A 22,961-nucleotide genomic window follows, 5' to 3' on the forward strand; every position below is an offset into this window, starting at 1 on the left:
GCGGTAGCCCACGCCCGGCGGGGCGGTCAATGCGCCCGTGCGAATGCGCCCCGCGCCGGCGGCTCAGCCGCGGGCCGCGACGCGGCGCTGCAGGTCGCTGCGGACCAGCACCGGCGGCGGGGCCCCGGCCTCGTCCAGCACCGCGTTCTTGATGGCGCGGGGCTCGCCGAACAGGTGGCCCTGGCCGTAGGTGATGTCGAGTTCGAGGATGTCGACGACCTGGCGCTCGCTCTCGACCTTCTCGGCGATCACCTCGACGCCGTAGCGGCGGGTCAGGGCGGCGAAGTCCTCGGCGGCGAGGTCCGGCATGGCGCGCAGCACCAGGCGGCCGTCGATCTCGGTCAGCTGGTCGAGCAGCAGCTGGGCGCCGATCTTGACGAACTTCACGTCGGCGCGGGCGAGGTCCTGCAGGTCGAGGTCGAGGTCGGTGACCTTGTCGAGGCTGAAGCGGAAGCCGAGGTCGGCGAGCTTGCCCATGTTGCGGGCCTCCACCGAGCCGCGGGCGTCGAACGCCGCCTGGCCAACCTCGAAGATCAGCGCCCCGGCCAGGTCGCGGTTGGCGGCCAGCAGCTCAAGGAACTGGGGGAAGAAGCTGTCGTCGGCGAGGCTGGCCATCGAGACATTGCAGAAGATGCCGACCCGGCGGTCCTGCTTGGCCAGGCGCCGGACGATCTGCACGCAGCGGAACAGCAGCAGGTTGTCGATGGCGGTGATCATCCCGCCGGGCTCGGCCACCGACAGGTATTCGGCCGGCATCAGCACGTGGCCGGTGTCGTCGCGCAGCCGCGAGAAGCTCTCGTAGAAGACCGTCTTGCGCTGCGGCAGGGCGACGATCGGCTGGAGGTAGAGGTCGACGCGGTTGTCGGTGAGCGCCTCGCGCACCGTGTCCATCAGCGCGCCGGCTTGCCGGTGGTCGGAGTTGTGGCCCATCCGCGGGCTGAGCGCGACGGCGGCGGTTTCGCCGTGGTCGTCCAGGCGATGCTGCATGCGGCCGACGAGGGTCTCCAGCATGTGGACCTCGTCCGACAGCGCCTCGGCGCGGTGGACGTCGTCGGCGACGGTCTCGACCACCTCGCTCACCCGGGCGTCCAGCCGCTCGACCTGTTCCAGGAGAATCTTGTGGGCTTCGCGGACCGCCTCGATCTCGCTCTTGATCGCCCCGGTCTCGAGGGCGCGCTCGATCAGGCCATGGAAGGCGAAGCACAGCCCCAGGCCGCCGACCAGGGCCGCGACGCCGGCGCCCCAGCCGCCGCCGTTGCGCCACAGGCTGAGCGCGACGATCAGCGAGAGGCAGAGGTAGGCGCCACAGAGCAGCGCAAGGGTTAGCCGTCGCATGGTCCCCCGCCATCCGAATCACCCGTGAGTATCCGCTGCGGACTCCAGGTAAGTCGATGGATTAACCGTCGCAGGACGGGAGAGTTGCGCTCAGCGCGTAGGAACTGGCGTCTCGCCGCGGTAGTCGTAGAAGCCGCGGCCCGCCTTGCGGCCCAGCCAGCCCGCCTCGACGTACTTCACCAGCAGCGGACAGGGGCGGTACTTGGAGTCCGCCAGGCCCTCGTGCAGCACGTTCATGATCGACAGCACCGTATCCAGGCCGATGAAGTCGCCCAGCTCCAGCGGGCCCATCGGGTGGTTGGCGCCCAGCTTCATGGCCGTGTCGATGGCGTCCACCGTGCCGACGCCCTCGTAGAGGGTGTAGATCGCTTCGTTGATCATCGGCACCAGGATGCGGTTGACGATGAAGGCCGGGAAGTCCTCGGCGTTCGAGGTGGTCTTGCCCAGCGACTTGGCGAAGTTGACGGCGGTCTCGTAGGTCTCCGGCCCTGTGGCGATACCGCGGATGATCTCCACCAGCTTCATCAGCGGCACCGGGTTCATGAAGTGCAGGCCGATGAACCGGTCCGGCCGGTCGGTGACCGACGCCAGCCGGGTGATCGAGATCGACGAGGTGTTGGAGGCCAGGAGCGTCTTGTCGCCGAGGTGCGGGCCCAGCGCCTTGAAGATCGCCTTCTTGGTCTCTTCGTTCTCGGTGGCCGCCTCGATGGCGAGGTCGGTGGCCCCGATGGTCTGCAGTTCCGGCGCCGCCTTGATGCGCTTCAGGCCCTCGTCCATGGCGGACTGGTCGATGATGCCGCGCACCACCTGCCGCATCATGTTGCGCTCGATCGCCTGCAGGCCGGCGTCGATCCGGTCGCTGCTCACGTCGTGCAGGAGGACGTCGTACCCGCCCAGGGCGCAGACATGAGCGATGCCCGACCCCATCTGGCCCGCGCCAATGACGCCGACCGACTTAATATCAACCATCCAGCAATAGCCTCGATGACCGGAGCGCACGCGGGCTCCGCGGAATATGACGGCTTTCTAACACGGCCATAGAGCCGGAGAACAAGCGTTTTGCTGCGCCGCAGCGTAGACGGCTCAGGTTGCAACCTAAAGCTGCCGTCCTTCCTCCGGCTCGGTCCGCGCGACTTCGGCGACCAGCCAGTCGCGCAGGGCCAGGATGCGCCGCAGCTTCGGGCTGTCCGCCCGCCAGGCGACATAGAAGGCGTAGTCGTTGACCACCGCATCCGGCAATACCCGCACCATACGGCCGCTGGCCAGGTCCTGTTCCACCAGGCTGGAGCGGGCGAGCGCCACGCCCATGCTGTTGGCGGCGGCCTCCAGCAGCATCAGGGAGTCGTCGAACTCCGGGCCGGAGGGCGCGGGCTCTTCCAGGCCGAAGCACGAGAACCACAGGTTCCAGGGCCGATGCCGGTGCCGCAGCAACGGCGTGCGCAGCAGGTCCTCGGGCGCGCGGATCGCGTGCTGCGCCGCAAGCGCCGGGCTGCAGACCGGAAACAGCACCTCGTGGAACAGCAGGGCCGTTTCGACGCCGGGATATTGCCCGCGGCCATAGCGCACCCCGACGTCAACCCCGTCGGTGACGAAGTCGGCGTTGCGCGTCTCGATGCGGAAATCCAGGTTCGCACCGGCCGGATCGGCGAGCAGCCGGGCGAGGCGCAGCGGCAGCCAGCGGGTGCCGAACTGCGGGTCCAGGCTGACCACCAGCGGGTCGCGGTCGGCGGACCTGGCGAAATCCTCGACGCCGTCGCGCATCAGCGCCAGCCCCTCGCGCACCCGCCCGGCCAGCCGGTCGGCCGCCGGCGTGGGGATCATCGCGTTGCCCTGGCGGGTGAACAGCTGCGCCCCGAGCTCGGCCTGCAAGCGGCGGATCTGCTGGCTCACGGCCCCGTGGGTGACCCCCAGCTCCTCGGCCGCACGGCTGTAGCTCTGGCGCCGGGCGGCGGCCTCCAGAGCGCGCAGGGCGAAGAAAGGTGGCAGGCGGGTCACGCCCAGGTTGTTAGCCCGACTAACAACCGAAGGCAAAAACTATCGTTCGCCCAAGTGGCCCCAGCGACCTACATCAGTCCTATCGAAGCGGCTGGTTTTCAGCAGCAAAAACAAAGGACTAAGACCATGAAAGCGCAGCTTCTCATGCTGAGCGCGGCCGGCCTCCTGCTGGCCTCCGCCGCCCAGGCCGCCGCCCCGCCCCGCGACGTGCAGCAATTCCTCGACTCCGCCCACCGCACGGCCGTCGTGCGGCTCGAAAAGGCCGGCGTGGCGCTGGCGGGCCGTCCGCTGGCGGTGCGCGCCACGGTGGACGGCGCCGGCCGGCTCTACGGCCTCCACGTCGTCCGCTCCTCGGGCTCCCTGGACACCGACGCCCAGGCCACGGCGGCGCTGCGCCGGATGGCGGTCGAGAGCCCGCCGTACGACCTGGCCGGCCGGGACGTGACCCTGACGTTCGGCGACGCGCCGATCGTCCAGGCCAAGGCTCCTTGAGGCGCCGCGCGACCCCAACCGCGCGAACGCCGACAAGGAAAGGGGCGGCCCCGCGAGGGACCGCCCCTTTTTGGGCGTCGAGATCGAGCCGGCGTGGCCGGCCTGGCTTACTTGCCGGCCTGGCTGAGCGCGTCCATCAGCTCCGGAACGGCGGTCTTGTAGTCCGCCACCAGGCCATAGTCGGCGACCTGGAAGATCGGCGCGTCGCCGTCCTTGTTGATCGCGACGATGACCTTGGAGTCCTTCATCCCGGCCAGGTGCTGGATGGCGCCCGAGATGCCGATGGCGATGTAGAGCTCCGGGGCCACAACCTTACCGGTCTGGCCGACCTGATAGTCGTTGGGCGCATAGCCGGCGTCCACCGCAGCGCGGGAGGCCCCGACCGCGGCGCCGAGCTTGTCGGCGAGCGGGTCGATGACCCGCTGGAATTCCTCCGCCGAGCCCATCGCCCGGCCGCCGGAGACCACGATCTTGGCGCCGGAGAGTTCCGGGCGCGCCGACTTGACCAGCTGCTGGTCGACGAAGTGGGTCTTGGCCGGCGCGGCCGCGGCGGGGATGGTCTCCACCGACGCCGAGCCGCCTTCCGCCGCCGCCTTGAAGACGGTGGGGCGCACGGTGATCACCTTCTTGGCGTCGGAGGACTGCACCGTCTCCAGCGCGTTGCCGGCGTAGATCGGCCGCACGAAGGTCGAGGCGTCCACCACCTCCACCACGTCGGAGATCTGCGCCACGTCCAGCTTCGCGGCGATCCGCGGGCTGAAGTTCTTTCCCTGCGAGGTCGCCGGCGTCAGCACCGCGTCGTAGTTGGCCATCAGCGGCGCCACCAGGGCTTCGAACGCCTCGGCCAGGCCTTCGCCCAGCTCCGGGCTCTCGGCCAGCAGCACCTTGCGGACGCCGGCGATCCTGGCGGCGGCGTCGGCCACGGCCTTGGCGTTCTGGCCGGCCACCAGCACGTCGATGTCGCCCGACAGCTTGGTCGCGGCGGTGACCGTCTTGTGGGTGTTGTCCTTGAGCGTCGAGTTGTCGTGATCGGCGATGACGAGAACGGCCATTAGAGGACCCCCGCTTCGTTCTTCAGTTTCATGACCAGGTCGGCGGCGGATTCGACCTTGATGCCGCCCCCGCGCTTCGGCGGCTCGGTGACCTTCAGGACCTTGAGGCGCGGCGCGGTGTCGACGCCCAGTGAGGCCAGCTCCTTGACGTCCAGGGGCTTCTTCTTGGCCTTCATGATGTTGGGCAGCGAGGCGTAGCGCGGCTCGTTGAGGCGCAGGTCGGCGGTGACGATCGCCGGCAGGTCGACCTCGAGGGTCTGCAGGCCGCCGTCGACCTCGCGGGTCACCTTGGCCTTGGCGCCGGAGACCTCGATCGAGGAGGCGAAGGTCGCCTGCGCCCAGCCGAGGATCGCCGCCAGCATCTGGCCGGTGGCGCCGTTGTCGCCGTCGATGGACTGCTTGCCCAGGATCACCAGGTCGGGGCTTTCCTCGGCGATGATCGCCTGCAGCACCTTGGCGACCGCCAGCGGCTCCAGGTCCTGGTCGGTCTGCACCAGGATGGCGCGGTCAGCGCCCATGGCCAGCGAGGTGCGCAGGGTCTCCTGCGCCTGGGTGGGGCCGACGGAGATGGAGACGACCTCGGTCGCCACGCCCTTCTCCTTGAGCCGGACGGCCTCCTCGACGGCGATCTCGTCGAAGGGGTTCATCGACATCTTCACATTGGCGAGGTCGACGCCCGTCTGATCGGGCTTCACCCGGGCCTTTACGTTGTAATCGATCACCCGCTTGACCGGGACCAACACCTTCATGGGTTGCTAGCGCCTCAAATTGCATTGGGGAAAATGGATCGAAGCGGGCATAACGCTTCCGGCGCGCATTGCAAGCCGAGCGCCCGCGCCCGCCCCTTCGGCGGCGCCGCAATTTGGCCGGAACCGGCCGCTAGCCAGCGACCGCTCCCCTCCGCTATGAACTGACCCATGAACCCTACCGTCGAGCGGCTGAAGCTCATCTTCCTTGGCGTCTTCGCCGTCATGCTTGTGGCGATCATGGTCTGGCAGGTCGGCTGGATCTGGCCGCGGCAGGCCTGTGAGAAGGACCACAAGTGGTGGGACAACTCGCAACGGGTCTGCGCCCAGCCGGTGCTGATCTCCGACATCACCGGCCGCACGATCCAGGACAAGCAGGCCGAGGCGGCCGCGCGGCAGGCGATCGCGCATCCGCCGGCGGCGGCGCCCGTCAAGCGCTAGCGGGTCGCCCCGGACTTCCAGAACACCTCCGCCGCGCCGCGGTCGTTGGCGAACCGCGCGGCCACGAACAGCAGGTCCGACAGCCGGTTGAGGTAGCGCAGCGCCGGCCCGCTCACCGGCTCGCCGGCCTCCTTCAACCGCACCGCCTCGCGCTCGGCGCGACGGCAGACCGTGCGGGCCAGGTGCAGCGCCGCGGCGGCGGCCGTGCCGCCCGGCAGCACGAACGAGGCGAGCGGCGGCAGGGCGCCGTTCAGCGCGTCGATCTCGTCCTCCAGCCGCAGCACCTGGCCGTCGAGGATGCGGAGCACCGCCCCTTCCGACTCGTCAGGCCGCGCCGGGGTGGCCAGGTCCGCGCCCAGGTCGAACAGCTCGTTCTGGATCCGGGCCAGCATGGCGTCGAGCTCGCCGGCCGTGTGCAGCCGCGCCAGGCCGATGCAGGCGTTGGTCTCGTCCACCCCGCCATAGGCCTCGACCCGCGGCCCCGCCTTGCTCACCGGCTGGCCGGTGGCCAGCCGCGTCGATCCGTCGTCGCCGGTGCGGGTGTAGATCCGGTTTAGGGTGACCACGGCGACCTCAATGGCTCGACCGCCACCAGACCGCGCCCATCAGGACCGCGATGGCGATCGCCTGGGCGACCACCCGAAGGCGCATCAGCTTGTTGGAATAGGAGCGTCCGAAGTCGCCGCCCCGGAACAGGGCGTAGATGCCCAGGGCAAGAACGAGGGCGACCGCGATGAGCGCGGCGGGGATGAGATAGGAAAATGCGTCCATGAACCCAATTTAGGCCCTCTGACGCTTGCCGGCCAACAACGATCAACGATATTCCAGCTTGACGCTGGGGCAGCTGATCATGTTCAACGATCGCCATTCGATCGCTGCGTCGAAAAGCTGCCATCTTCCGAATAGCATATGGAATTATGGTTCATTCCAGTGACACCCCGGATTGCGCCGCCGGAATCCTTCCATATGCAGTAACCTCCAGGCCCACCCGTTTCGCGGAACGGGTTATTTGAACTTGTTCATCTAACATTGGCGTTGCGCCGCAAAGGTGAATACAGTATACAATAGCGAACGACCCGCCGCCCCGCGGCGAGCCGACAGCGCGTAAAGTTGCGAACCGGGCGCCGGCTCGGCGCTCTCCAAGGTCGAAGGTCAATGAAACACGTCTCCCCCATCGAAGCCGCCAGCGAAGCCCGGGTGAAAGTCCCCACCCGCCGCGCCCTCGCCAAGCAGCAGACCCGTGCGAAGGTGCTCGCCGCCGCCCGCCGGCTGTTCAGCGAAGAAGGCTATGAAGGCGCCACCATCCGCGACATCGCCGCCGCCGCGGGCATGTCCACCGGCGCGGTGTTCGCCAACTTCAGCGACAAGTCGGACCTGTTCCGCGAGATCATGGCCGTCGACACGGCCGCGCTGGCCGAGGCCATGCGCGAGGCCGCCTCGCGCGGGCGCAACGTCGAAGACGCCCTGCTGAAGATCTTCACGGCGGGCTATACCTTCTACAAGAGCCAGCTGCCGCTGGCGCGGGCCGCCTTCAGCGTCTCCTGGGCGCCCCAGGACGGCCAGACGCTGCGGAGCATGCCGCCGGTGCAGTCGATGCACGACCTGATCGGTGAGCAACTGAGCGCCGGCGTGGCGCGCGGCGAGCTCAGCCAGGAATCGGAAACAAAGCTGCGGGCGCAGATGTTGTTCGACGCCTACCTGTCGAACTACCCGCAGGCCATTTTCCAGGGCTGGAGCCTGGACGCGCTGCAAGCGCGCTCACGTGACCAGATCCGCATCCTGCTCGCGGGGGCGCGACGGGGCTAAACCCGTTTCGCGGACCTCTCCGTCATGAAGGCCGACGTCAATCCGCCCCCGAGCGTCCTGAGCCCCCGCCAGTCGCAGAAGAACGCGACCCGGCAACGGGTGCTCGAGGCCGCGCGGGAGTCGTTTGACACCCTCGGCTACGAGGGCACGACGATCCGTGAGATCGCCCGCAAGGCGGGGGTCTCGGTCGGCAGCGTGTTCACCACCTTCGCCTCCAAGGGCGAGATCCTCAGCCAGGTCATGCAGGACCGGCTTGACCGGCTCTACGGTGAGCTCGACCGGGTGGCGCCGCACCTGCGCGGCAGCACCGCCGACCGGCTGCGCTCGATGTTCGCCATCCACTTCGCCTTCGAAGCGCCGCACGTCCGGCTGTTCCTGGCCCACGTCGCGGCGGCCTACGACTGGACCCTGCCGAAGACCGCCGTGCCCTATGGCCGCACGCCGCGGCTGCAGGAGATCATGCGCGAATGCCTCGCCAAGGGCGTCGAGGAGGGGGACGTCGACCCCGGCCTGAACCTGCAGGAGATCGTCGACCTGCTGCTGGCCGCCTACGCCTGGACCTACCATTTCGCGATCACCGAGGCGGCGGACGTCGACGCCCGCACCGCCATCATGGACCGCCAGATCGGCCTGATCTGCGAGGGCTTCCGGCCCCGCTAGTTGGCGCCCTCGAGCAGGCGCCGGGCGATCACCTGGGCCTGGATCTCACCTGCCCCTTCGAAGATGTTGAGGATGCGCGCGTCGGCCAGCAGCCGGCTGACCGGCTGCTCGACCGCGAAGCCGTTTCCGCCATGGATCTGCACCGCATTGTCCGCCGCCGCCCAGGCGATGCGGGCCGCGAGCAGCTTGGCCATGCCCGCCTCCAGATCGCAGCGACGGCCCTCGTCCTTGGCGCGGCCTGCGAACCAGGCGAGCCGCCGCGCGCCGAGGATCTCCGCGGCCATCATCGCCAGCTTGTTGGCCACGCGCGGGAAGTCCGCCAGCGGCTGACCGAACTGCCGGCGCGTCCGCGCATAGTCGGCCGCCAGGTCCAGCGCGTTCTGCGCCACGCCGATCGCCCGCGCCGCGGTCTGGATCCGCGCCGACTCGAAGGTCGCCATCAGCTGGCTGAAGCCCTGCCCGGCCTGGCCGCCCAGCAAGTCCGCATCCGGCACGGCGAAGCCGTCGAAGGCGATCTCGTATTCCTTCATGCCGCGATAGCCGATCACCGCGATCTCGCCGCCGCTCATGCCCGGCGCCGGGAAAGGCTCGGCCTCGGTCCCGCGCGGCTTCTGCGCCAGGAACATCGACAGGCCGCGGTGGTCCTTCGAGGCCGGATCGGTGCGCACCAGCAGGGTCATCAGGTCGGCCCGCGCGCCGTGGGTGATCCAGGTCTTGGCGCCCGAGACCGTCCAGACGTCGCCGTCGCGCACCGCCCGGGTGCGCAACGCGCCGAGGTCCGAGCCCGCCTCCGGCTCGGTGAAGACGGCAGTGGGGATGATGGCGCCCGAGGCGATCCCCGGCAGGTAGCGGCGCTTCTGGTCTTCGGTCCCGTGCGCCAGGATCAGCTCGGCGGCGATCTCCGAGCGGGTGCCGAGCGAGCCTGCGCCGATCCAGCCGCGCGAAAGCGCCTCGGAGACCACGCACATGGCCACCTTGCCGAGGCCCGAGCCGCCCCAGGCCTCGGGCGCGGTGAGCCCGAACACGCCCAGCGCGCCCAGCTCCTCGATCAGCGCCAGCGGGATCAGCTCGTCGCCCAGGTGCCAGCCCTGGGCGTAGGGGGCGATCTTCTCCGCGGCGAAGGCGTGGAACTGGTCGCGCACCGCCTCCAGCGTGTCGTCGAGGCCGCTGGCCTCCAGCGACGGCCGGCCCTGCGCCTGGTCCAGCAGCTCGACGATCCGCGCCTTCACCGCCTGCGAGGCGCCCGGACGCAGGGCGGCGATCGCCGGCTCCAGCCGCGCCGTCGGCACGCCCAGATCCGCGGCGCGGAACATCTCCCCCTGGTTCATCGGCAGGCCGCCGGCCAGCTGGCTCAGGTATTCGAAGGCCAGCAGTTGCGCCGGCAGCGCCTCGGCCTCGCCCAGCCGGCCGGCCTCGTGCAGGGCGCGCGCCCAGGCCGCGGTCTGGCGCAGGGTCTCGGCGTAGCTGGCGGCCCAGGCCAGGCCGTGGGCGGCGTGCTGCTCGGCGTCGAGGGCGGCGCGGTCCACCCGCCCGTCGCGCCGGACGCGGTCCGCCACGGCGCTCCGAAGCTCCGCCGTCAGGGCGGAAGCCTCCCGCGCGGCGAGGTCCAGCAGGTCCGGCAGATCGGGGAGAACGAGGCTCATGGCCCCACTATAGGGGAAGCTTGCCTTGCGTGGCGTCAGGGCGCTCTGCTGGGGAAAATCCAAGGGAGAAGACGCCATGATCGTCGTCCACCACCTGAACGACTCGCGCTCCCAGCGCATCCTCTGGCTTCTGGAGGAACTCGGCGTCCCCTACGAACTCAAGCGCTACCAGCGCGACGCCGCCACCCGCCTGGCGCCGCCCGAACTGACCGCCGTCCACCCGCTCGGCAAGTCGCCGGTGATCACCGACGGCGACCGCACGGTGCATGAGTCCGGCGCGATCATCGACTACCTGATCCGCCGGCACGGCGGCGGCCGGCTGGCGCCGGCGCTGGGGAGCGACGCCTACGAGACCTATAACCAGTGGCTGCACTACGCCGAGGGCTCGGCCATGCTGCCGTTGATGCTGTTCATGTACGCCGGCCGGCTGGGCGAGGCGGCGGCGCCGCTGAAGCCGCGCATCGAGAGCGAGATCGCCAACCACCTGGGCTTCGTGAACGCCTCGCTGGACGGCCGCGACTGGCTGGTGGGCGGCGACCTGACCGGCGCCGACATCCAGCTGAGTTTCGTCGGCGAGGTCACCGGCGCCTTCGGCCGCCTCGACGCCTATCCGGCCATCAAGGCCTGGGTGGAACGCTTCCAGGCCCGGCCCGCCTACAAGGCGGCGCTGGAGAAGGGCGGCGCCTACTCCTTCGTGAGATAGGGTTTTCCCGCGCCGTCAAAGGCCGGGAAAGTCCTCGTCGAACAGGCCGTCGAGGAAGTCGAACACCGCGGCCTTGGTCAGGGCATGCGGGATGGCCGAGAAGTGGTCGCAGCCCGGCAAGCTGACCCCATGCCCATGCGGGAAGGCCCGGGCCAGCGCCTCCGGATCGCCCGCGAGCTCGTCCCGCTGCCCGGCCACTACCAGCACCGGCAGGGTCAGGGCCGCCAAGTCCGCCGGGTCCCACGGCGGGGTCTGCGTGCGGGTGATGGCGGCCAGGGCGCGGCGATCCTCGCCCTGCTCGTCGGCGAAGTGGCGGAAGCTGCGCAGCATCGGCTGGATGATGGTCTCCGGGTCCTCCGCCAGCATGGCCTCGGCCATCGGATCGCCGTCCGGCCTGGGCTGGGGTTGCAGGAGCCTGCCGCCCACGCCGCCCAGGACCAGGTTCGACACCCGCTCCGGGGCCGCCAGCGCCGCCGCCAGCGCCGTGCGCGAGCCCATTGAGTAGCCGAACAGGTCTGCGCGACCCAGGTCGAGGTGGTCCATGAGCGCGATCACGTCGCCCGCCAGCCTGTCGCGCCCGTAGTCCTCGGGGTCGTAGAGCTTCTGGCTCTCCCCGTGGCCGCGCTGGTCGAGGCCGATGGCGCGGATTCCCCGCCGCTCGAAGGCGCCGTACCAGCCGGTCCGGCGCCAGCCCTCGTTGCGGTTGGAGGCGAAGCCGTGGACCAGCACGATGGTCCGCGCCGCGGGACCCTGCGCGGCGATGTCGTCGTAGGCGAGGGTCACGCCATCGTGGGTGAAGCTGGGCATGGGGCGAGCCTAATGGCCGCCGCCGCGCAGGCAAGCGGCCTTCACGGCTGCTCGCCGGTCCACTCCCAGTGCCAGGGCTCGAAGGGGTAGTTCACGAACCCGAAGCGGTCGGCGTTCCTCACCAGCCACTGGTAGGCCGGCCCCTTGGTCATCGCCAGGCGATTGGGATCGGCGCTGGAATCCGGCGGGAACCCGTCCGCCTGGCCGACGTAGAGGTCGACCGCCAGACCCGTGCGGTGGGCCGAGCAGGTGGCCCGCACCACGCCATTGCAGTTGCCTTCCTCCGCACAGCGGGCCGCGTCGGCGGCCGGGCTGCGGTAGCCGGAGAACAGGCTCAGGTAGCGCGGATCGGCGGCGATCTCCGGCGAGGCCACGCGCGCGGCCTCCACCATGCGCCGATAGGCGGCCATGGCGGCGGGGCGGAGCAACACCTGCTTGGCGCCGTAGCCCTCGTCCGGTCGGCTGGACACCAGGGCGGCCTCGTCGGGCGGCGTCGGGCAGACGCCCTGGGCGCTCAGCAGCACGAAGGGCCGGCGGGTCTGCAGCACTCCCTTCAGACGCGTGAAGTCGATCTCGCTGACCAGACCGCTGGGCTGAGCGCCCTGGCGCTTCTGCCAGGCGGCGAAGGCGCTCGCGAAGGCGGGCGTGTCCGGCGCACAGGCGGTGGCGATCTCGCGCGCGATCAGCGGCGCATAGGTCTCCCAGCCGAATTCCGGCCGGCGGAAGGGCGCCCAGGGCAGGCCGCGCAGCGAGCTGGCGTTGATATTCGCCGCCTGCTCCCAGCCGTGAGCGCTGCAGTCGGCCCGCGCCTGGGCCGGCGGCGGCGGCGGCGGGGCGGGCGCCAGCGCCGGTTTAGGCGCCAGCCCGGGGGCGGTCGCGGGCAACGGGGCGCAACTGGTCACCCGCAGCACCAAAAGCCCAAGCAACAGCACGGCGGCCAGAAGGCCGCCCAGGAACCGCAGAGCCTCTGACGCCTTGAACCTCACGCGCGGTCAACGCATGGCGCAATGTAGAGGTCCATAATGAAATTTTCCCAGGCGGCGATTTTGGCCGGCGTTCCGGCCCTGCTTCTGGCTGCCTGTTCGGAACCTGCCCCGGCAGCAAAGGCGAGCCAACCCCCGCTGCAGACGGCCCAGGCCGCGCTGCCGGCGCCGGACGTCCATCCCGCGCCGCTGGCGGTGCCGCCGCTGGCCCCGTCCGCCTCGCCGCTCGCCGAGGGCATCGACCAGGCCGCCTGGACCGCCCAGCCAGCCACCCCCGAGGCCAAGCGCGACCTGCTGATCCGCGCCGAGGTGCTGCTGGACCGCGCCCACTTCTCGCCGGGCGTCATCGACGGGCAGGACGGCGGCAACCTGAAGAACGCGGTCGCCGCCTTCGAGGCCGCTCACGGGCTGACGGTCGATGGGGTGCTGACCGAGCAGGTGTGGAGCGCGCTCAGCCAGGACACCGGCCCGGTGATGACCGACTACACGATCACCGAGGACGACGTGAAAGGCCCGTTCGTGGCCAAGATCCCCACCGACATGGTGGAAATGGCCCAGCTGGACGCGCTCTCCTACACCAGCCCCGCCGAGGGCCTGGCGGAGAAGTTCCACATGGACGAGGCGCTGCTCCGGTCGCTCAATCCGGGGGCCGATTTCGGCGTGGCGGGCGCCAAGATCGTGGTCGCCGCGCCGTCCATCGAGAAGCTGGGCGCCACCGTCACCCGCATCGAGGTCGACAAGGCCAAGCTGCAGGTCCGCGCCTATGGCGACGGCGACCAACTGCTGGCGGTGTATCCGGCGACGGTGGGCTCGGCCGAACGCCCCGCCCCGGCCGGCGAGTGGGAGGTGCGCGCCGTCGCGCCCCACCCGACCTACACCTACGATCCCAGCCGGCTGACCTTCGGCAAGGCCTCGAACGGCAAGCTGACCATCAAGGCCGGGCCGAACAATCCGGTGGGCGCGACCTGGATCGACCTGACCAAGGACACCTACGGCATCCACGGCACGCCCGACCCGCGCCTGGTGGGCAAGGTCGCCAGCCACGGCTGCGTGCGGATGACCAACTGGGACGTCAAACAGCTCGGCGCGGCGGTGAAGAAGGGAACCAAGGTGGAGTTCCTGGGCGTCGAGGGGCCCATGAAGACCAAGGCCTAGCTGCGCCAGCGCAGGGTCGCCGGCTCCACCGGATTGACGAAGGGCCGGCCCTCGCGCCGGCTGGCGGTCCACTCGCGCTTCAGCTGCTGGTACCACTTGGCCTGGCGGTCGGCGTCGTCGACCCAGAGCAGGGCGGGGTCGTACTTCAGACCCTGGTTCTGCAGGTTCACCATCTCGCCGTCCTGGCGCAGGAAGGCCCGCGCGCCGGCGGCGATGAACGGCTTCAGCAGCAGGAAGGCCGGGTGGTCGGACCAGACGATCTGGGTGATGCGGGTCTTCGTCTGGTTCACCGGCGTCAGGCAGGTGAGCGACAGCACCTGGCGCCGCCCGACCGTCACGTGCTCCCAGCGCAGGCCGGGGATGCGGAAGGTGATCTCGGTCAAAGGCTCGCCGCCGAGGATGGCGTAGGCCCGCGAGTTCTTCGAGGGCTCGTGCCGCACCATGGCGAAGCCGGCCTCCCGGGGCTCGAACCTCTTGGCCTTCTCGTGCTGGCTCTTGGCGGAGCGCCACCACCACTGCTGGTGCACATAGGGGCCGTGCGCCGGGTCCATCAGGCCGACCACCGCGTGGTCGACGTGGGCGTCGAAGTCCATGCGGTCGACGAGCTTCGGGGCGCCGCCGACCACGCCGGGGAAGACCGGCGGCGGCTCGGTGGGCTCGCCCTGGCCGCGGGGGTCGGAGGAGATCCACACGAACACCAGGCCCTGGCTCTCGGCGACCGGATAGCGGCGCACGCGGATGCGGCCGACGTCCATCGCCTGGTCGCCGACCAGCGAGGGGATGGCCGCGCAGGCGCCGTCCGCCCCGAACCGCCAGCCGTGGTAGGGGCACTCCACGGTCTCCGCGCCCGAGGCCTCGCGGTGGAAGCGGCCGGCCGACAAGGGCGCGGCGCGGTGCGGGCAGATGTCGCGTAGCGCGATCAGCTGGCCTGCGTTGGAGCGGCCGAGCAGCACCGGCTCGCCGAGGATCTCGTGGCGCGCCAGCTTGCCGGGCTTCAGGTCCGCGGCCAGCGCGGCGAAGTACCAGATGTCGGTCAGGAAGCCCTGGCCGAACTTCGCGTCGGTGCGCGCGGTCTTGGTCTCGCCATCGGGCATGGGGACGCTTTTATTCTGCGCCGGCCGGGGGCGCGAGCTTCAAGAACACCGCCGCGCGGGCGGAGAGGCCGATGGAGCCGCCGCGCAGGTCGGCGTCGCCGGCGCGAACCGCCAGGAGCTCGGCGCCGGCGAACCGGGGCTCGTCCAGGAAGCGTGGCTCGCCGCTGAGGTTGAACACGCAGGCGATCGCCTCCTCGCCCTCGCGGCGGACGAAGGCCAGCACCGGCTCCTCGAGATCGAGGAACTCCAGCTCGCCGGCGGTCATCGCGGCCGAGCCCTTGCGGAAGGCGATCATCTGGCGCGCGAAGGCCAGCGTCGACTCCGGGTCCGCCTCCTGGGCGGCCACGGTCAGGCCGGCGTGTTCGGCGGCGGCCGGCAGCCAGGGCGTACCGGTGGTGAAGCCGAGGGCCTCGCCCGGGCGCCAGGGCATCGGCGTGCGGCAGCCGTCGCGGCCGCCGGAATAGGGCCAGTAGAGGTCGCCCACCGGGTCGCGCAGCTGGTCGCGGGTGAGCCTGGCCTGCGGCAGGCCGAGCTCTTCGCCCTGGTAGATCAGGGTGGTGCCCTTCAGGCTGAGCAGCAGGGCGAACAGCTGCTGGGCCAGGTCCGGCGAGGCGTCCTCGCCGCCGAACCGGCTGACCGTGCGCGGCACGTCATGGTTCGAGAACGAGATGGTCGGCCAGTGGACCGGGTAGGCGGCGAGCGTCGCGTAGTGCTCGCGCACGAAGGCGGCGGTCAGCGTCTTCGCCAGCAGGAGCACGAAGGTGTAGGCCGAGTGCAGGCCCTCGTCCGGCGAGAGATAGGCGCCGCAGCGTTCCTCCTCCTCGGAGAACTCGCCGAACACGAAGCGGTCGCCGTGCGCCTCCACCCGGCGGCGGATGAGCTCCAGAACCCGGACGTTCTCCGGCAGGTTCGAATCGTGCAGGTGGCGCTGCAGGTTGCCGGCGTGGGACCAGTCGTAGGCGCGCCGCTCGGCCATCGGCACGGGCGGGTTGTCGGTCAGCGCCGCGTCGTGGAGGTAGGTGCCGGCGACGTCCAGGCGGAAGCCGTCGACGCCCTTCTCCAGCCAGAAGTCCAGCACCGACAGCGCCGCCTCGCGGGCCGCGTCGCTGCGCCAGTTCAGCTTCGGCTGCTGGCGCAGGAACTTGTGGTGGTAGTGCTGGCGCCGCGCCGGCTGGTAGGCCCAGGCCGGGCCGCCGAACACCGACAGCCAGTTGTTCGGCGCGGTCCCGTCGTCCTTGGGGTCGGCCCAGACGTACCAGTCGGCCTTGGGGCCATCCTTGCCGCCGGTCAGGCTTTCCACGAACCAGGGGTGCTCGTCGGAGGTGTGCGACAGCACCTCGTCCAGCACCACCTTCAGGCCGCGGGCATGGGCGGCGTCGAGCAGGCGCCGGACATCCTCGGGCGTGCCGTAGTCGGCCTGGACGCCTTCGAAGTCGGCGATGTCGTAGCCCCAGTCGCGGTTGGGCGAGGGGTGGATCGGCGACAGCCAGATGCCGTCGACGCCCAGGCTCCGGATGTAGTCCAGCTTGGCCATGACGCCGGGAAGGTCGCCATGGCCGTCGCCGTCGCTATCGAAGAAGCTGCGGACGTAGACGTGGTAGAGGATCGCCCCCTTCCACCACGGCCGCGGCGCCTGCTCCGCTCTTCCCGGCGAAGGCCGGGACCCAGATTCACCCTCTGACGTGGCTGGAGGATCGCCCATGGACATCTACGCAGTCCTGCGCTCGCCATCTGGGTCCCGGCCTTCGCCGGGAAGAGCGGATTGAACAGGCAGGCCCCGGCCTACACTTCCGACGTATTGTTGATGATCCGCGAGACGATGCCGTAGTCGATGGCTTCCTCGGCGCTCATCCAGAAGTTCCGCTGGGTGTCCTTGACGATCCGCTCGACCGGCTGGCCGGTTTCCTTGGCGATCATCCGGTTCACGCGATCGCGCATCTTGATGATCTGCTCGGCCTCGATCTGGATGTCCGAGGCCTGACCGCGCATGCCGCCGGCCGGCTGGTGCAGCAGGAAGCGGGTGTTCGGCAGGCACAGCCGGTTTTCCTTCTTGGCGCCCAGGAAGATGTGCGCCCCGGCGCTGGCCACCCAGCCGGTGCCGATCACCTTCACGTCGACGCCGCAGAAGCGGATCATGTCGTGGATGGTGTCCCCGCTCTCCACGTGGCCGCCCGGCGAGTTGATGATGATCCGGATCGGCTGGTCGTTCTCGGCGGTGAAGGCAGTGATCTGGGCGGTGACGCGCTCGGCCAGCCGCATGTCGATCTCGCCGAACACCAGCACGGTCCGCGACTTGAACAGCGCGTTCTGCACCGGCCCGGAGGTCATCGGCATGTCGGGCTGGCGGCCCTTGTCCTCGTCGTCGCCGTCTTCGTCGTCGAGCCGCTGGTCGGTCCACTTGATCATCTAGAGCACCTTGGATAGCGCCGGCGGCGAGCGTCCATCGGGACCGCGCAGCCTCCAGCCTGACATTGGTCCTTTGCAGTTATTGGTCCGCGGGGCCCGGGGCAAGGCGCAAGGCCCGCGGAATCGGCGCCTAGCCCGCCGCCGTGGCGATCAACCGGGCGTAGAACTGCACGCATTGCTCGAGGTTCTTCAGGCTCAGGTGCTCGTTGGTACCGTGGATCATGCCCACGTCGGCGAGGGTCAGGTCCATCGGCTGGAAGCGGTAGACGTCGGTCGCCACGCCCTGCAGGTAGCGGCTGTCGGTGCCGGCGGTGACCAGGCTGGGCGCGACCGGCGCGCCGCTGACGGTGTGGGCGACGGCAGCCAGCACCTTCCAACCGTCGGAAGCGGTGGAGGAGACTGGCGACGGCTCCTCCGGCGGCTTGATCCAGGCGAGCGTCACCGGCAGCGCGCCCACCGCGGACTTGGCCTGCGCCATGACCCCGGCCGAGCTGTCGCCCGGCGCGATGCGGTAGTTGATCCAGCCGGTGGCGTCCTGCGGCAGGACGTTCTCCTTGGGGCTGCCCTTCAGCATGGTGGGGGCGATGGTGGTGTGCAGCAGGGCCGCGCCCGGGGCGGTGGCGCCGATCTGCCGGACGAGCAGCGGCTTGAACAGCCAGGCGTTGGCCACCGCCATCCGCACGGCGAAGGGCGCCTGCGGAGCGACCGTCTGCAGCATGTCGGCGCCCGGTCCGCGGAAGGCCATCGGGAACGGATGGCCGGCGATCGCCACCAGCGCTTTCGACAACGTGACCACCCCGCCGCCGTCGGCGGGCGGCGCCGAGGAGTGGCCGCCGGTCGCCTTCGCCGTGACGCTCAGGGTGGCGTAGCCCTTCTCGGCGGTGCCGATCATCGCCAGCCGGCCCTTGGTGACCGGGTTGTCGACGATCACCGCCATGCCTTCGTCGACCACGAACTGCGCCTTGATCCCGCGCGACTTCAACAGGGCCGCGGCAGCACGGGCCCCCTGGCCGCGCACCTCCTCGTCCTGGCCGGAGACCACGATGACGGTGCGGCGGGGCTTGAAGCCGCTCTTGGCGAGCGACTCGAGCCCTTCAAAGAGGGTGATCAGCGAGCCCTTGTCGTCGATCGAGCCGCGGCCCCAGACCGCGCCCTCGGCGATCTCGCCAGCGAATGGCGGGTGCTTCCAGTCCTTCTCGGTCCCCGGCGTCACCGGCACCACGTCCTGGTGGGCCATCAGCACGATGGGCGCGAGCGCGGGGTCCGAGCCCGTCCAGGTGTAGACCAGGCTGTGGTCCGAGACGACTTCCCGGGTCATGGCCGCGTGCGCGGCCGGATAGGTGGCGGCGAGGAAGGCGTGCAGCCGGTCCCACTCGGCCGGCTGGTCCTTGGCCCGGTCCTGGTGGCTGACGGTCTGGATCTGGACGGCTTGGCTGAGGTGTTGGGCGGCGCTGGCCACATCGACGCTCACCGCCGGGGCGACCTTGACCGAGCTGGTGTCGACCACGGTGGGCGGCTTGTAGGTCAGGGTCCTGGTGACCACCACGGCGACCAGCACCAAGGCGAGCGCGAACACCCCCAGCGCGATCCTGCCCAGTATCCGCATGCGACGACCTCCCCCAGCCTTGCCGGCCCAGTCTTGTTGGCCCAGTCTTATCGGCGTTCACACTAGAGCTTCGCTGGCGATTGGGAAGCTACTGCCCCAGCCCCAGGGTCGGCAGGGCGACGGCCTGCTGGGCGTCGAGCCGCGATTTGCGGAAATGGGTGCGCACGCCGCTGGGGCTGCCGAACTCCATCAACTGGTCGGCCTTGGGATCGTAGGCCGGCCAGGCCTGGGTCCCGCACGTCGGGGCGCTGGTCTTCGCGAACGCCACCCAGCAGGCGTGCATCAGGCCGGCCATGGCCTTGTCCTCGTCGGAGACCACGCTCATCGGCGTGCGGCGGCCCCAGTACTCGAACACGTACTGGATCTCCGCGGCGTGGGTGGCCCGGGTCATGGCGGGGCGGAAGCGCGAGCCGACGTAGGAGAAGTAGTAGAGCCAGGCTGGCTGGCCGCCGGACGCCTGCGCCGCCACCCAGCGGGCGGGGCCGCCCATCACCCGGTCGGTGAAGATGGCGCGCACCAGGGCGTCGTCGCCGGCCGCGGCCTCCTGCGGGTAGATCGTTCGCGCGATCGGCGGGATCATCGCCACCATCTTGGCCGGCGCGGGACCGGGGCCGATCAGCGAATCCTCGCCGGAGTTGGAGCCGATGATCAGCGGCACGTCGGCGAAGTGGCCGCGCGCCAGCGCCTGGGTCGGGGTCTCGGTCATCAGCCGCCCGTCGGTGAACGGGCCGTAGTCGGCGTCGAGGGGGACCAGCTTCGCCGCCGGGACCGCGCGGAGATCCGCGGCCGTGGCCGTCGCCGGCACGCCGATCTTCTCCAGCGCCGCGGCGCCCTCGGCCTCCTTCTTGGCCAGGGTGGTGGGCTGCGACCAGCCGAGGCCGGATTCGACCACGGCCTTCTGGTAGAGGCCGCGGGCCGCCGGCGTCGCCAGCACGGCCAGGGTGCTCATGCCGCCGGCCGACTCGCCGAGGACCGTGACGTTGTCGGGGTCGCCCCCGAAGGCGGCGATGTTCCGCTGCACCCACTTCAGCGCCGCGATCTGGTCCATCAGGCCGTAGTTGCCGACCGGCTCGCCCGGCCCGGCGGCCTTGGTCAGCGCCGGATGGGCGAAATAGCCGAGCGCGCCCAGCCGATAGTTGATGGCCACCAGCACCACCCCGTCGCGGGCGAAGTTCTGGCCGTCGTAGATCCAGCCGGCGCCGTTGCGGTGGCCGCCGCCGTGGATCCAGACCATCACCGGCGCGCGCCTGGCGTTCTTCGGCGCGAAGACGTTGAGCTGCAGGCAGTCCTCGGAGGTCGGACCGTTGGCGCCGCCGGAGTTGGGCGTGCCGTCGGCGTTCATCGGCTGCGGGCAGGACGGGCCGGGAGCGACCGCCGGGCGGTCGGCCGTCCAGGCCCGGACCGGCTGCGGCGGCCGCCAGCGGAGCTCGCCCACCGGCGGCGCGGCGAAGGGGATGTTGCGGAAGACGTTGGCGTTCTCGCGCCGCACGCCCACCAGCACGCCGCTGTCGATCTTCGCCCGGACTGGGGTGTCGGGCCCCGGCTGGGCCTGCGCGGCGCCGGCCATCAGCCCCGCCGCCAAGGATAGGATCACCGCCAGGCGTTTCATCGTCGTCTCCCCCGTCGTCGCCATTCAACGGCCGATCCCGCGCCGCCGCAACTCCGCGACGTGTTGGCGGGAGCCGGCTGGCAGTGGAGGGAACTTGACTCCCCCCTTCGCAGGTTTAGAACAAAACTGGAACAAACGGAGTCCGGAAGTCATGTCCGATTTTCGCGCAGGGCGCCTCGCCGCCATGCGGGCGAAGATCGCCGCCATCGAGGCGGGCGGACGGGCGGACTCTGAATCCCTGCCCTTCGGCGATCCGGCGATCGACCACCTGCTGCCCGGCGGCGGCCTGCCGCTCGGCCGCTGGCACGAGATCGGCGGCGCCGGCCTGGAGACCGAGACCGCCGCCGCGCCGGCCGCCTTCACCGCCCTGATGGCCGCCCCCCTGGCCCGCCGCGGCGAGGCGGTCTGGGTGCTGCGCCGCGACGACCTCTGGGCGCCGGGCCTGGCCGGGCTGGGCTTTCCCGTGGAGCGGCTGATCCAGGTCTGCGCCCGCGACGAGGCCGAGGCGCTGTCGGTGATGGAGGACGCGCTCTCCACCATCGGCGTGTCGGCGGTGTTCGGCGAGGTGGAGGACGTGGACCTGACCGCCGGCCGCCGGCTGCAGCTGGCCTGCGAGAAGCAGGGCTCGACCGGCTTCGTGATCCGCCGCCGGCCGTTCGGCGGCAAGGCCCGGCGCGAGGCCGGCGGCTCGGCCGCGGCCACCCGCTGGCGCGTGGCCTCCGCCCCCTCCGAGCCGCCGGCCGGGGAGTTCGGCCTGGGCGCGCCGCGCTTCGAGGTGACGCTGGAACGCTGCCGGGGCGGCCGCACGGGGACGTGGCTGTTCGAAGCGGCGGACGCTTATTTTGCGGAGGCAAGGGATGGGACGCATCCTCTGCGCCTGGTCGCCGACCTGGGCGATCGCCAACTGGCGCCGGCGCAACCCCTCAGACTCGCCGGCTAGCCCCTTCGCCCTGGTCGAGACGGTGAAGGCCGCCCGGCGGCTGGCCGCCGTCGACCTCGCCGCCGCCCGGCTCAAGCTCCACCCCGGCCAGAAGGCCACCGACGCCAAGGCCCTGGTCCCGGAACTGGCGGTCGCCGAGGCCGAGCCGCAGGCCGACGCCGAGGCGCTGACGGCGCTGGTCGACTGGTGCGTGCGCTTCTCGCCGGCGGTGGCCGCCGATGCGCCGGACGGGCTGTTCCTGGACGTCGGCGGGGTCGCCCACCTGTGGGGCGGCGAGGCGCAGATGCTGGCCGACTTCCAGGCCAGGCTGCTCGCCAACGGCCTGCCGTTCCGCGCCTGCATCGCCGACACCCCCGGCGCGGCCTGGGCGCTGGCCCACTTCGCCGCCGACCAGACCATCGCCGCGCCCGGCGACCAGGCCGGCCGGCTCGCGTCCCTGCCCCCGGCCGCCCTGCGGCTCGATCCCGAGGCCGCCGCCCAGATCGAGCGGCTGGGCTTCCGGCGGATCGGCCAGCTGATGGAGATTCCCCGCGCGCCGCTCGGCCGCCGGTTCGGGGCCGAGACGCTGAACCGCCTCGACCAGGCGCTGGGGCGGTCGCGCGAGGCGCTGGCCTTCCGCCGGCCGCCGACCCCCTGGTTCGCCCGGCTGGCCTTCGCCGAGCCGATCAGCGCGCCGGAGGACATGGCCCGCGTGGCGGTCGATATCTCGGCGAAGCTCTGCGCCCGGCTGGAGGCCGCGGGCCAGGGCGCGCGGCGCTTCGAGCTCGCCTACCACCGCCTGGACGGCAAGGCGCTGACCGCCGCCGTCGGCCTGTCCCTGGCCGGCCACGACGCCAAGCGGCTCGGCAAGCTGTTCGCGCCCAAGCTGGAGGTGCTCGACCCCGGCTTCGGGATCGAGGTGGCGACCCTGGCGGCCCACGAGGTGGAGCGGATCTCCGGCCGCCAGGGCCGGCTCGACGCCGCCCGCGCGCCGGCGGTGGAGGACGGCCTGGCGCCGCTGGTCGACCGGCTGACCAACCGGCTGGGCGAGGACCGGGTGTGGCGCGCCGCGCCGGCCGAGAGCCACGTGCCGGAGCTGTCGGCCGCCCGCGCCCGGCCCCTCGATCCGAAGCCGGCCGGCGCGCGTCCCTGGGACCCCGAGACGCCGCGGCCGATGCGCCTGTTCCGCCGCCCGGAGCCGCTGGAGGCGGTGATCGCGCTGACCCCCGACGACCCGCCCAGCCAGTTCCGCTGGCGCGGCCAGCTGCACCGCGTCCGCCGCGCCGAAGGCCCGGAGCGGATCGGCGAGGAATGGTGGAAGGCGGAGATCGCCGACGTCTCGGTCGCCCACGTGCGCGACTACTACCGGGTGGAGGACGCCGAGGGCGGCCGCTTCTGGCTGTTCCGCGCCGGCCTGCTCGACGCCGAGGCCCCCCCGAAATGGTGGCTGCACGGGCTGTTCGGATGAGGGAGGCCCAATCGAAAAAGTTGCTCCCCCCTCGGGGGAGC

At 71.0% G+C, this 22,961-nt stretch carries 23 protein-coding genes; 8 read left to right on the forward strand and 15 right to left on the reverse strand.

From position 1 onward, the window contains the following. Positions 1-63: 63 nt before the first annotated feature. The 3 genes from tipF to DJ021_RS04890 all read right to left on the reverse strand — a co-directional run bounded on the left by tipF (position 64) and on the right by DJ021_RS04890 (position 3,330). Positions 64-1,335 carry a flagella assembly cyclic-di-GMP phosphodiesterase TipF gene (gene tipF / locus DJ021_RS04880; protein WP_111456473.1) on the reverse strand — a complete coding sequence of 424 codons (1,272 nt, stop codon included), beginning with the start codon at positions 1,333-1,335 and terminating at the stop codon, positions 64-66. A gap of 90 nt (positions 1,336-1,425) precedes the next feature. Beyond that, positions 1,426-2,304 (reverse strand): 3-hydroxybutyryl-CoA dehydrogenase, encoded by an 879-nt coding sequence (locus tag DJ021_RS04885; protein WP_111456474.1) that lies wholly within the window; start codon positions 2,302-2,304, stop codon positions 1,426-1,428. 126 nt (positions 2,305-2,430) lie between these two features. Then, positions 2,431-3,330, reverse strand: a complete 900-nt coding sequence (locus DJ021_RS04890; protein WP_111456475.1) for a LysR substrate-binding domain-containing protein — start codon at positions 3,328-3,330, stop codon at positions 2,431-2,433. 126 nt (positions 3,331-3,456) lie between these two features. Here DJ021_RS04890 and DJ021_RS04895 point away from each other — a divergent pair, with 126 nt between their 5' ends. Further along, the gene (locus DJ021_RS04895; RefSeq protein WP_133254945.1) at positions 3,457-3,822 is read left to right on the forward strand and encodes a TonB family protein; all 366 of its coding nucleotides are present in this window, start codon (positions 3,457-3,459) and stop codon (positions 3,820-3,822) included. 107 nt (positions 3,823-3,929) lie between these two features. Here the strand turns inward: DJ021_RS04895 and DJ021_RS04900 are convergent, their stop codons facing one another. Together DJ021_RS04900 and DJ021_RS04905 are read right to left on the reverse strand one after the other, a co-directional pair. Further along, a complete protein-coding gene (locus DJ021_RS04900) occupies positions 3,930-4,874 on the reverse strand; it encodes an electron transfer flavoprotein subunit alpha/FixB family protein (protein ID WP_111456477.1) in 945 nt (314 codons plus the stop codon). Further along, positions 4,874-5,623 carry an electron transfer flavoprotein subunit beta/FixA family protein gene (locus DJ021_RS04905; RefSeq protein WP_111456478.1) on the reverse strand — a complete coding sequence of 250 codons (750 nt, stop codon included), beginning with the start codon at positions 5,621-5,623 and terminating at the stop codon, positions 4,874-4,876. The genes DJ021_RS04900 and DJ021_RS04905 overlap by 1 nt, the downstream gene beginning before the upstream one ends. A 168-nt stretch (positions 5,624-5,791) precedes the next feature. On the opposite strand from DJ021_RS04905, the gene DJ021_RS04910 reads away from it, so the two are divergent. Next, positions 5,792-6,061 (forward strand): hypothetical protein, encoded by a 270-nt coding sequence (locus tag DJ021_RS04910; RefSeq protein WP_111456479.1) that lies wholly within the window; start codon positions 5,792-5,794, stop codon positions 6,059-6,061. On the opposite strand, the gene DJ021_RS04915 is transcribed toward DJ021_RS04910, so the two are convergent. Together DJ021_RS04915 and DJ021_RS04920 are read right to left on the reverse strand one after the other, a co-directional pair. Next, positions 6,058-6,627 carry a cob(I)yrinic acid a,c-diamide adenosyltransferase gene (locus tag DJ021_RS04915; RefSeq protein ID WP_111456480.1) on the reverse strand — a complete coding sequence of 190 codons (570 nt, stop codon included), beginning with the start codon at positions 6,625-6,627 and terminating at the stop codon, positions 6,058-6,060. The two genes, DJ021_RS04910 and DJ021_RS04915, sit on opposite strands and share 4 nt — an antisense overlap. A 7-nt stretch (positions 6,628-6,634) precedes the next feature. Beyond that, positions 6,635-6,832 (reverse strand): twin transmembrane helix small protein, encoded by a 198-nt coding sequence (locus DJ021_RS04920; protein WP_111456481.1) that lies wholly within the window; start codon positions 6,830-6,832, stop codon positions 6,635-6,637. Positions 6,833-7,216: 384 nt separating this feature from the next. On the opposite strand from DJ021_RS04920, the gene DJ021_RS04925 reads away from it, so the two are divergent. Next, on the forward strand, positions 7,217-7,867 hold the full coding sequence (locus DJ021_RS04925; RefSeq protein ID WP_111456482.1) for a TetR/AcrR family transcriptional regulator: 651 nt from the start codon (positions 7,217-7,219) through the stop codon (positions 7,865-7,867). Between the two features lie 24 nt (positions 7,868-7,891). Beyond that, entirely contained in the window at positions 7,892-8,527 is a 636-nt protein-coding gene (locus tag DJ021_RS04930) for a TetR/AcrR family transcriptional regulator (protein ID WP_111456483.1), read from the forward strand. Here DJ021_RS04930 and DJ021_RS04935 read toward each other — a convergent pair. After that, positions 8,524-10,170, reverse strand: a complete 1,647-nt coding sequence (locus DJ021_RS04935) for an acyl-CoA dehydrogenase family protein (RefSeq protein WP_111456484.1) — start codon at positions 10,168-10,170, stop codon at positions 8,524-8,526. The two genes, DJ021_RS04930 and DJ021_RS04935, sit on opposite strands and share 4 nt — an antisense overlap. A 76-nt stretch (positions 10,171-10,246) precedes the next feature. Here DJ021_RS04935 and DJ021_RS04940 point away from each other — a divergent pair, with 76 nt between their 5' ends. Continuing rightward, positions 10,247-10,873 carry a glutathione S-transferase family protein gene (locus DJ021_RS04940; RefSeq protein WP_111456485.1) on the forward strand — a complete coding sequence of 209 codons (627 nt, stop codon included), beginning with the start codon at positions 10,247-10,249 and terminating at the stop codon, positions 10,871-10,873. 15 nt (positions 10,874-10,888) lie between these two features. On the opposite strand, the gene DJ021_RS04945 is transcribed toward DJ021_RS04940, so the two are convergent. Both DJ021_RS04945 and DJ021_RS04950 read right to left on the reverse strand, forming a co-directional pair. Further along, positions 10,889-11,680 carry an alpha/beta fold hydrolase gene (locus DJ021_RS04945; RefSeq protein WP_111456486.1) on the reverse strand — a complete coding sequence of 264 codons (792 nt, stop codon included), beginning with the start codon at positions 11,678-11,680 and terminating at the stop codon, positions 10,889-10,891. A gap of 41 nt (positions 11,681-11,721) precedes the next feature. Further along, positions 11,722-12,666 carry a D-alanyl-D-alanine carboxypeptidase family protein gene (locus DJ021_RS04950; RefSeq protein WP_133254946.1) on the reverse strand — a complete coding sequence of 315 codons (945 nt, stop codon included), beginning with the start codon at positions 12,664-12,666 and terminating at the stop codon, positions 11,722-11,724. Positions 12,667-12,702: 36 nt separating this feature from the next. Here DJ021_RS04950 and DJ021_RS04955 point away from each other — a divergent pair, with 36 nt between their 5' ends. Continuing rightward, positions 12,703-13,818, forward strand: a complete 1,116-nt coding sequence (locus DJ021_RS04955) for a L,D-transpeptidase family protein (RefSeq protein WP_111456488.1) — start codon at positions 12,703-12,705, stop codon at positions 13,816-13,818. Here DJ021_RS04955 and DJ021_RS04960 read toward each other — a convergent pair. The 5 genes from DJ021_RS04960 to DJ021_RS04980 all read right to left on the reverse strand — a co-directional run bounded on the left by DJ021_RS04960 (position 13,815) and on the right by DJ021_RS04980 (position 20,533). Next, positions 13,815-14,912: an aromatic ring-hydroxylating oxygenase subunit alpha gene (locus DJ021_RS04960; RefSeq protein WP_111456489.1), complete on the reverse strand. Its 1,098-nt coding sequence runs from the start codon at positions 14,910-14,912 to the stop codon at positions 13,815-13,817. The two genes, DJ021_RS04955 and DJ021_RS04960, sit on opposite strands and share 4 nt — an antisense overlap. A 10-nt stretch (positions 14,913-14,922) precedes the next feature. Next, positions 14,923-16,614 carry an alpha-glucosidase family protein gene (locus DJ021_RS04965; RefSeq protein ID WP_111458980.1) on the reverse strand — a complete coding sequence of 564 codons (1,692 nt, stop codon included), beginning with the start codon at positions 16,612-16,614 and terminating at the stop codon, positions 14,923-14,925. An 80-nt stretch (positions 16,615-16,694) separates the two neighbouring features. Then, complete coding sequence (locus tag DJ021_RS04970; protein ID WP_111456490.1) at positions 16,695-17,318, reverse strand: ATP-dependent Clp protease proteolytic subunit; 624 nt, start codon at positions 17,316-17,318, stop codon at positions 16,695-16,697. Positions 17,319-17,448: 130 nt separating this feature from the next. After that, positions 17,449-18,924, reverse strand: a complete 1,476-nt coding sequence (locus DJ021_RS04975) for a M20 family peptidase (protein WP_111456491.1) — start codon at positions 18,922-18,924, stop codon at positions 17,449-17,451. An 88-nt stretch (positions 18,925-19,012) separates the two neighbouring features. Beyond that, on the reverse strand, positions 19,013-20,533 hold the full coding sequence (locus DJ021_RS04980; RefSeq protein ID WP_165837118.1) for a carboxylesterase/lipase family protein: 1,521 nt from the start codon (positions 20,531-20,533) through the stop codon (positions 19,013-19,015). Positions 20,534-20,684: 151 nt separating this feature from the next. On the opposite strand from DJ021_RS04980, the gene DJ021_RS04985 reads away from it, so the two are divergent. Both DJ021_RS04985 and DJ021_RS04990 read left to right on the forward strand, forming a co-directional pair. Beyond that, a complete protein-coding gene (locus tag DJ021_RS04985) occupies positions 20,685-21,473 on the forward strand; it encodes an ImuA family protein (protein WP_111456493.1) in 789 nt (262 codons plus the stop codon). Beyond that, positions 21,391-22,920, forward strand: a complete 1,530-nt coding sequence (locus DJ021_RS04990; RefSeq protein WP_111456494.1) for a DUF6504 family protein — start codon at positions 21,391-21,393, stop codon at positions 22,918-22,920. The genes DJ021_RS04985 and DJ021_RS04990 overlap by 83 nt, the downstream gene beginning before the upstream one ends. Positions 22,921-22,961 lie beyond the last annotated feature (41 nt).

The organism is Phenylobacterium hankyongense (assembly GCF_003254505.1).
In the GTDB taxonomy this organism is placed as follows: domain Bacteria; phylum Pseudomonadota; class Alphaproteobacteria; order Caulobacterales; family Caulobacteraceae; genus Phenylobacterium; species Phenylobacterium hankyongense.

Bases quoted from the DNA above. Each gene is read 5' to 3' on its own strand.
- DJ021_RS04990 (WP_111456494.1), top strand. From the start codon at position 21,391: ATGGGACGCATCCTCTGCGCCTGGTCGCCGACCTGGGCGATCGCCAAC.
- DJ021_RS04885 (WP_111456474.1), bottom strand. From the start codon at position 2,304: ATGGTTGATATTAAGTCGGTCGGCGTCATTGGCGCGGGCCAGATGGGG.
- DJ021_RS04930 (WP_111456483.1), top strand. From the start codon at position 7,892: ATGAAGGCCGACGTCAATCCGCCCCCGAGCGTCCTGAGCCCCCGCCAG.
- DJ021_RS04900 (WP_111456477.1), bottom strand. From the start codon at position 4,874: ATGGCCGTTCTCGTCATCGCCGATCACGACAACTCGACGCTCAAGGAC.
- DJ021_RS04970 (WP_111456490.1), bottom strand. From the start codon at position 17,318: ATGATCAAGTGGACCGACCAGCGGCTCGACGACGAAGACGGCGACGAC.
- DJ021_RS04975 (WP_111456491.1), bottom strand. From the start codon at position 18,924: ATGCGGATACTGGGCAGGATCGCGCTGGGGGTGTTCGCGCTCGCCTTG.
- DJ021_RS04965 (WP_111458980.1), bottom strand. From the start codon at position 16,614: ATGGGCGATCCTCCAGCCACGTCAGAGGGTGAATCTGGGTCCCGGCCT.
- DJ021_RS04955 (WP_111456488.1), top strand. From the start codon at position 12,703: ATGAAATTTTCCCAGGCGGCGATTTTGGCCGGCGTTCCGGCCCTGCTT.
- DJ021_RS04980 (WP_165837118.1), bottom strand. From the start codon at position 20,533: ATGAAACGCCTGGCGGTGATCCTATCCTTGGCGGCGGGGCTGATGGCC.
- DJ021_RS04985 (WP_111456493.1), top strand. From the start codon at position 20,685: ATGTCCGATTTTCGCGCAGGGCGCCTCGCCGCCATGCGGGCGAAGATC.
- DJ021_RS04940 (WP_111456485.1), top strand. From the start codon at position 10,247: ATGATCGTCGTCCACCACCTGAACGACTCGCGCTCCCAGCGCATCCTC.
- DJ021_RS04910 (WP_111456479.1), top strand. From the start codon at position 5,792: ATGAACCCTACCGTCGAGCGGCTGAAGCTCATCTTCCTTGGCGTCTTC.
- DJ021_RS04925 (WP_111456482.1), top strand. From the start codon at position 7,217: ATGAAACACGTCTCCCCCATCGAAGCCGCCAGCGAAGCCCGGGTGAAA.
- DJ021_RS04920 (WP_111456481.1), bottom strand. From the start codon at position 6,832: ATGGACGCATTTTCCTATCTCATCCCCGCCGCGCTCATCGCGGTCGCC.
- DJ021_RS04945 (WP_111456486.1), bottom strand. From the start codon at position 11,680: ATGCCCAGCTTCACCCACGATGGCGTGACCCTCGCCTACGACGACATC.
- tipF (WP_111456473.1), bottom strand. From the start codon at position 1,335: ATGCGACGGCTAACCCTTGCGCTGCTCTGTGGCGCCTACCTCTGCCTC.
- DJ021_RS04895 (WP_133254945.1), top strand. From the start codon at position 3,457: ATGAAAGCGCAGCTTCTCATGCTGAGCGCGGCCGGCCTCCTGCTGGCC.
- DJ021_RS04905 (WP_111456478.1), bottom strand. From the start codon at position 5,623: ATGAAGGTGTTGGTCCCGGTCAAGCGGGTGATCGATTACAACGTAAAG.
- DJ021_RS04960 (WP_111456489.1), bottom strand. From the start codon at position 14,912: ATGCCCGATGGCGAGACCAAGACCGCGCGCACCGACGCGAAGTTCGGC.
- DJ021_RS04935 (WP_111456484.1), bottom strand. From the start codon at position 10,170: ATGAGCCTCGTTCTCCCCGATCTGCCGGACCTGCTGGACCTCGCCGCG.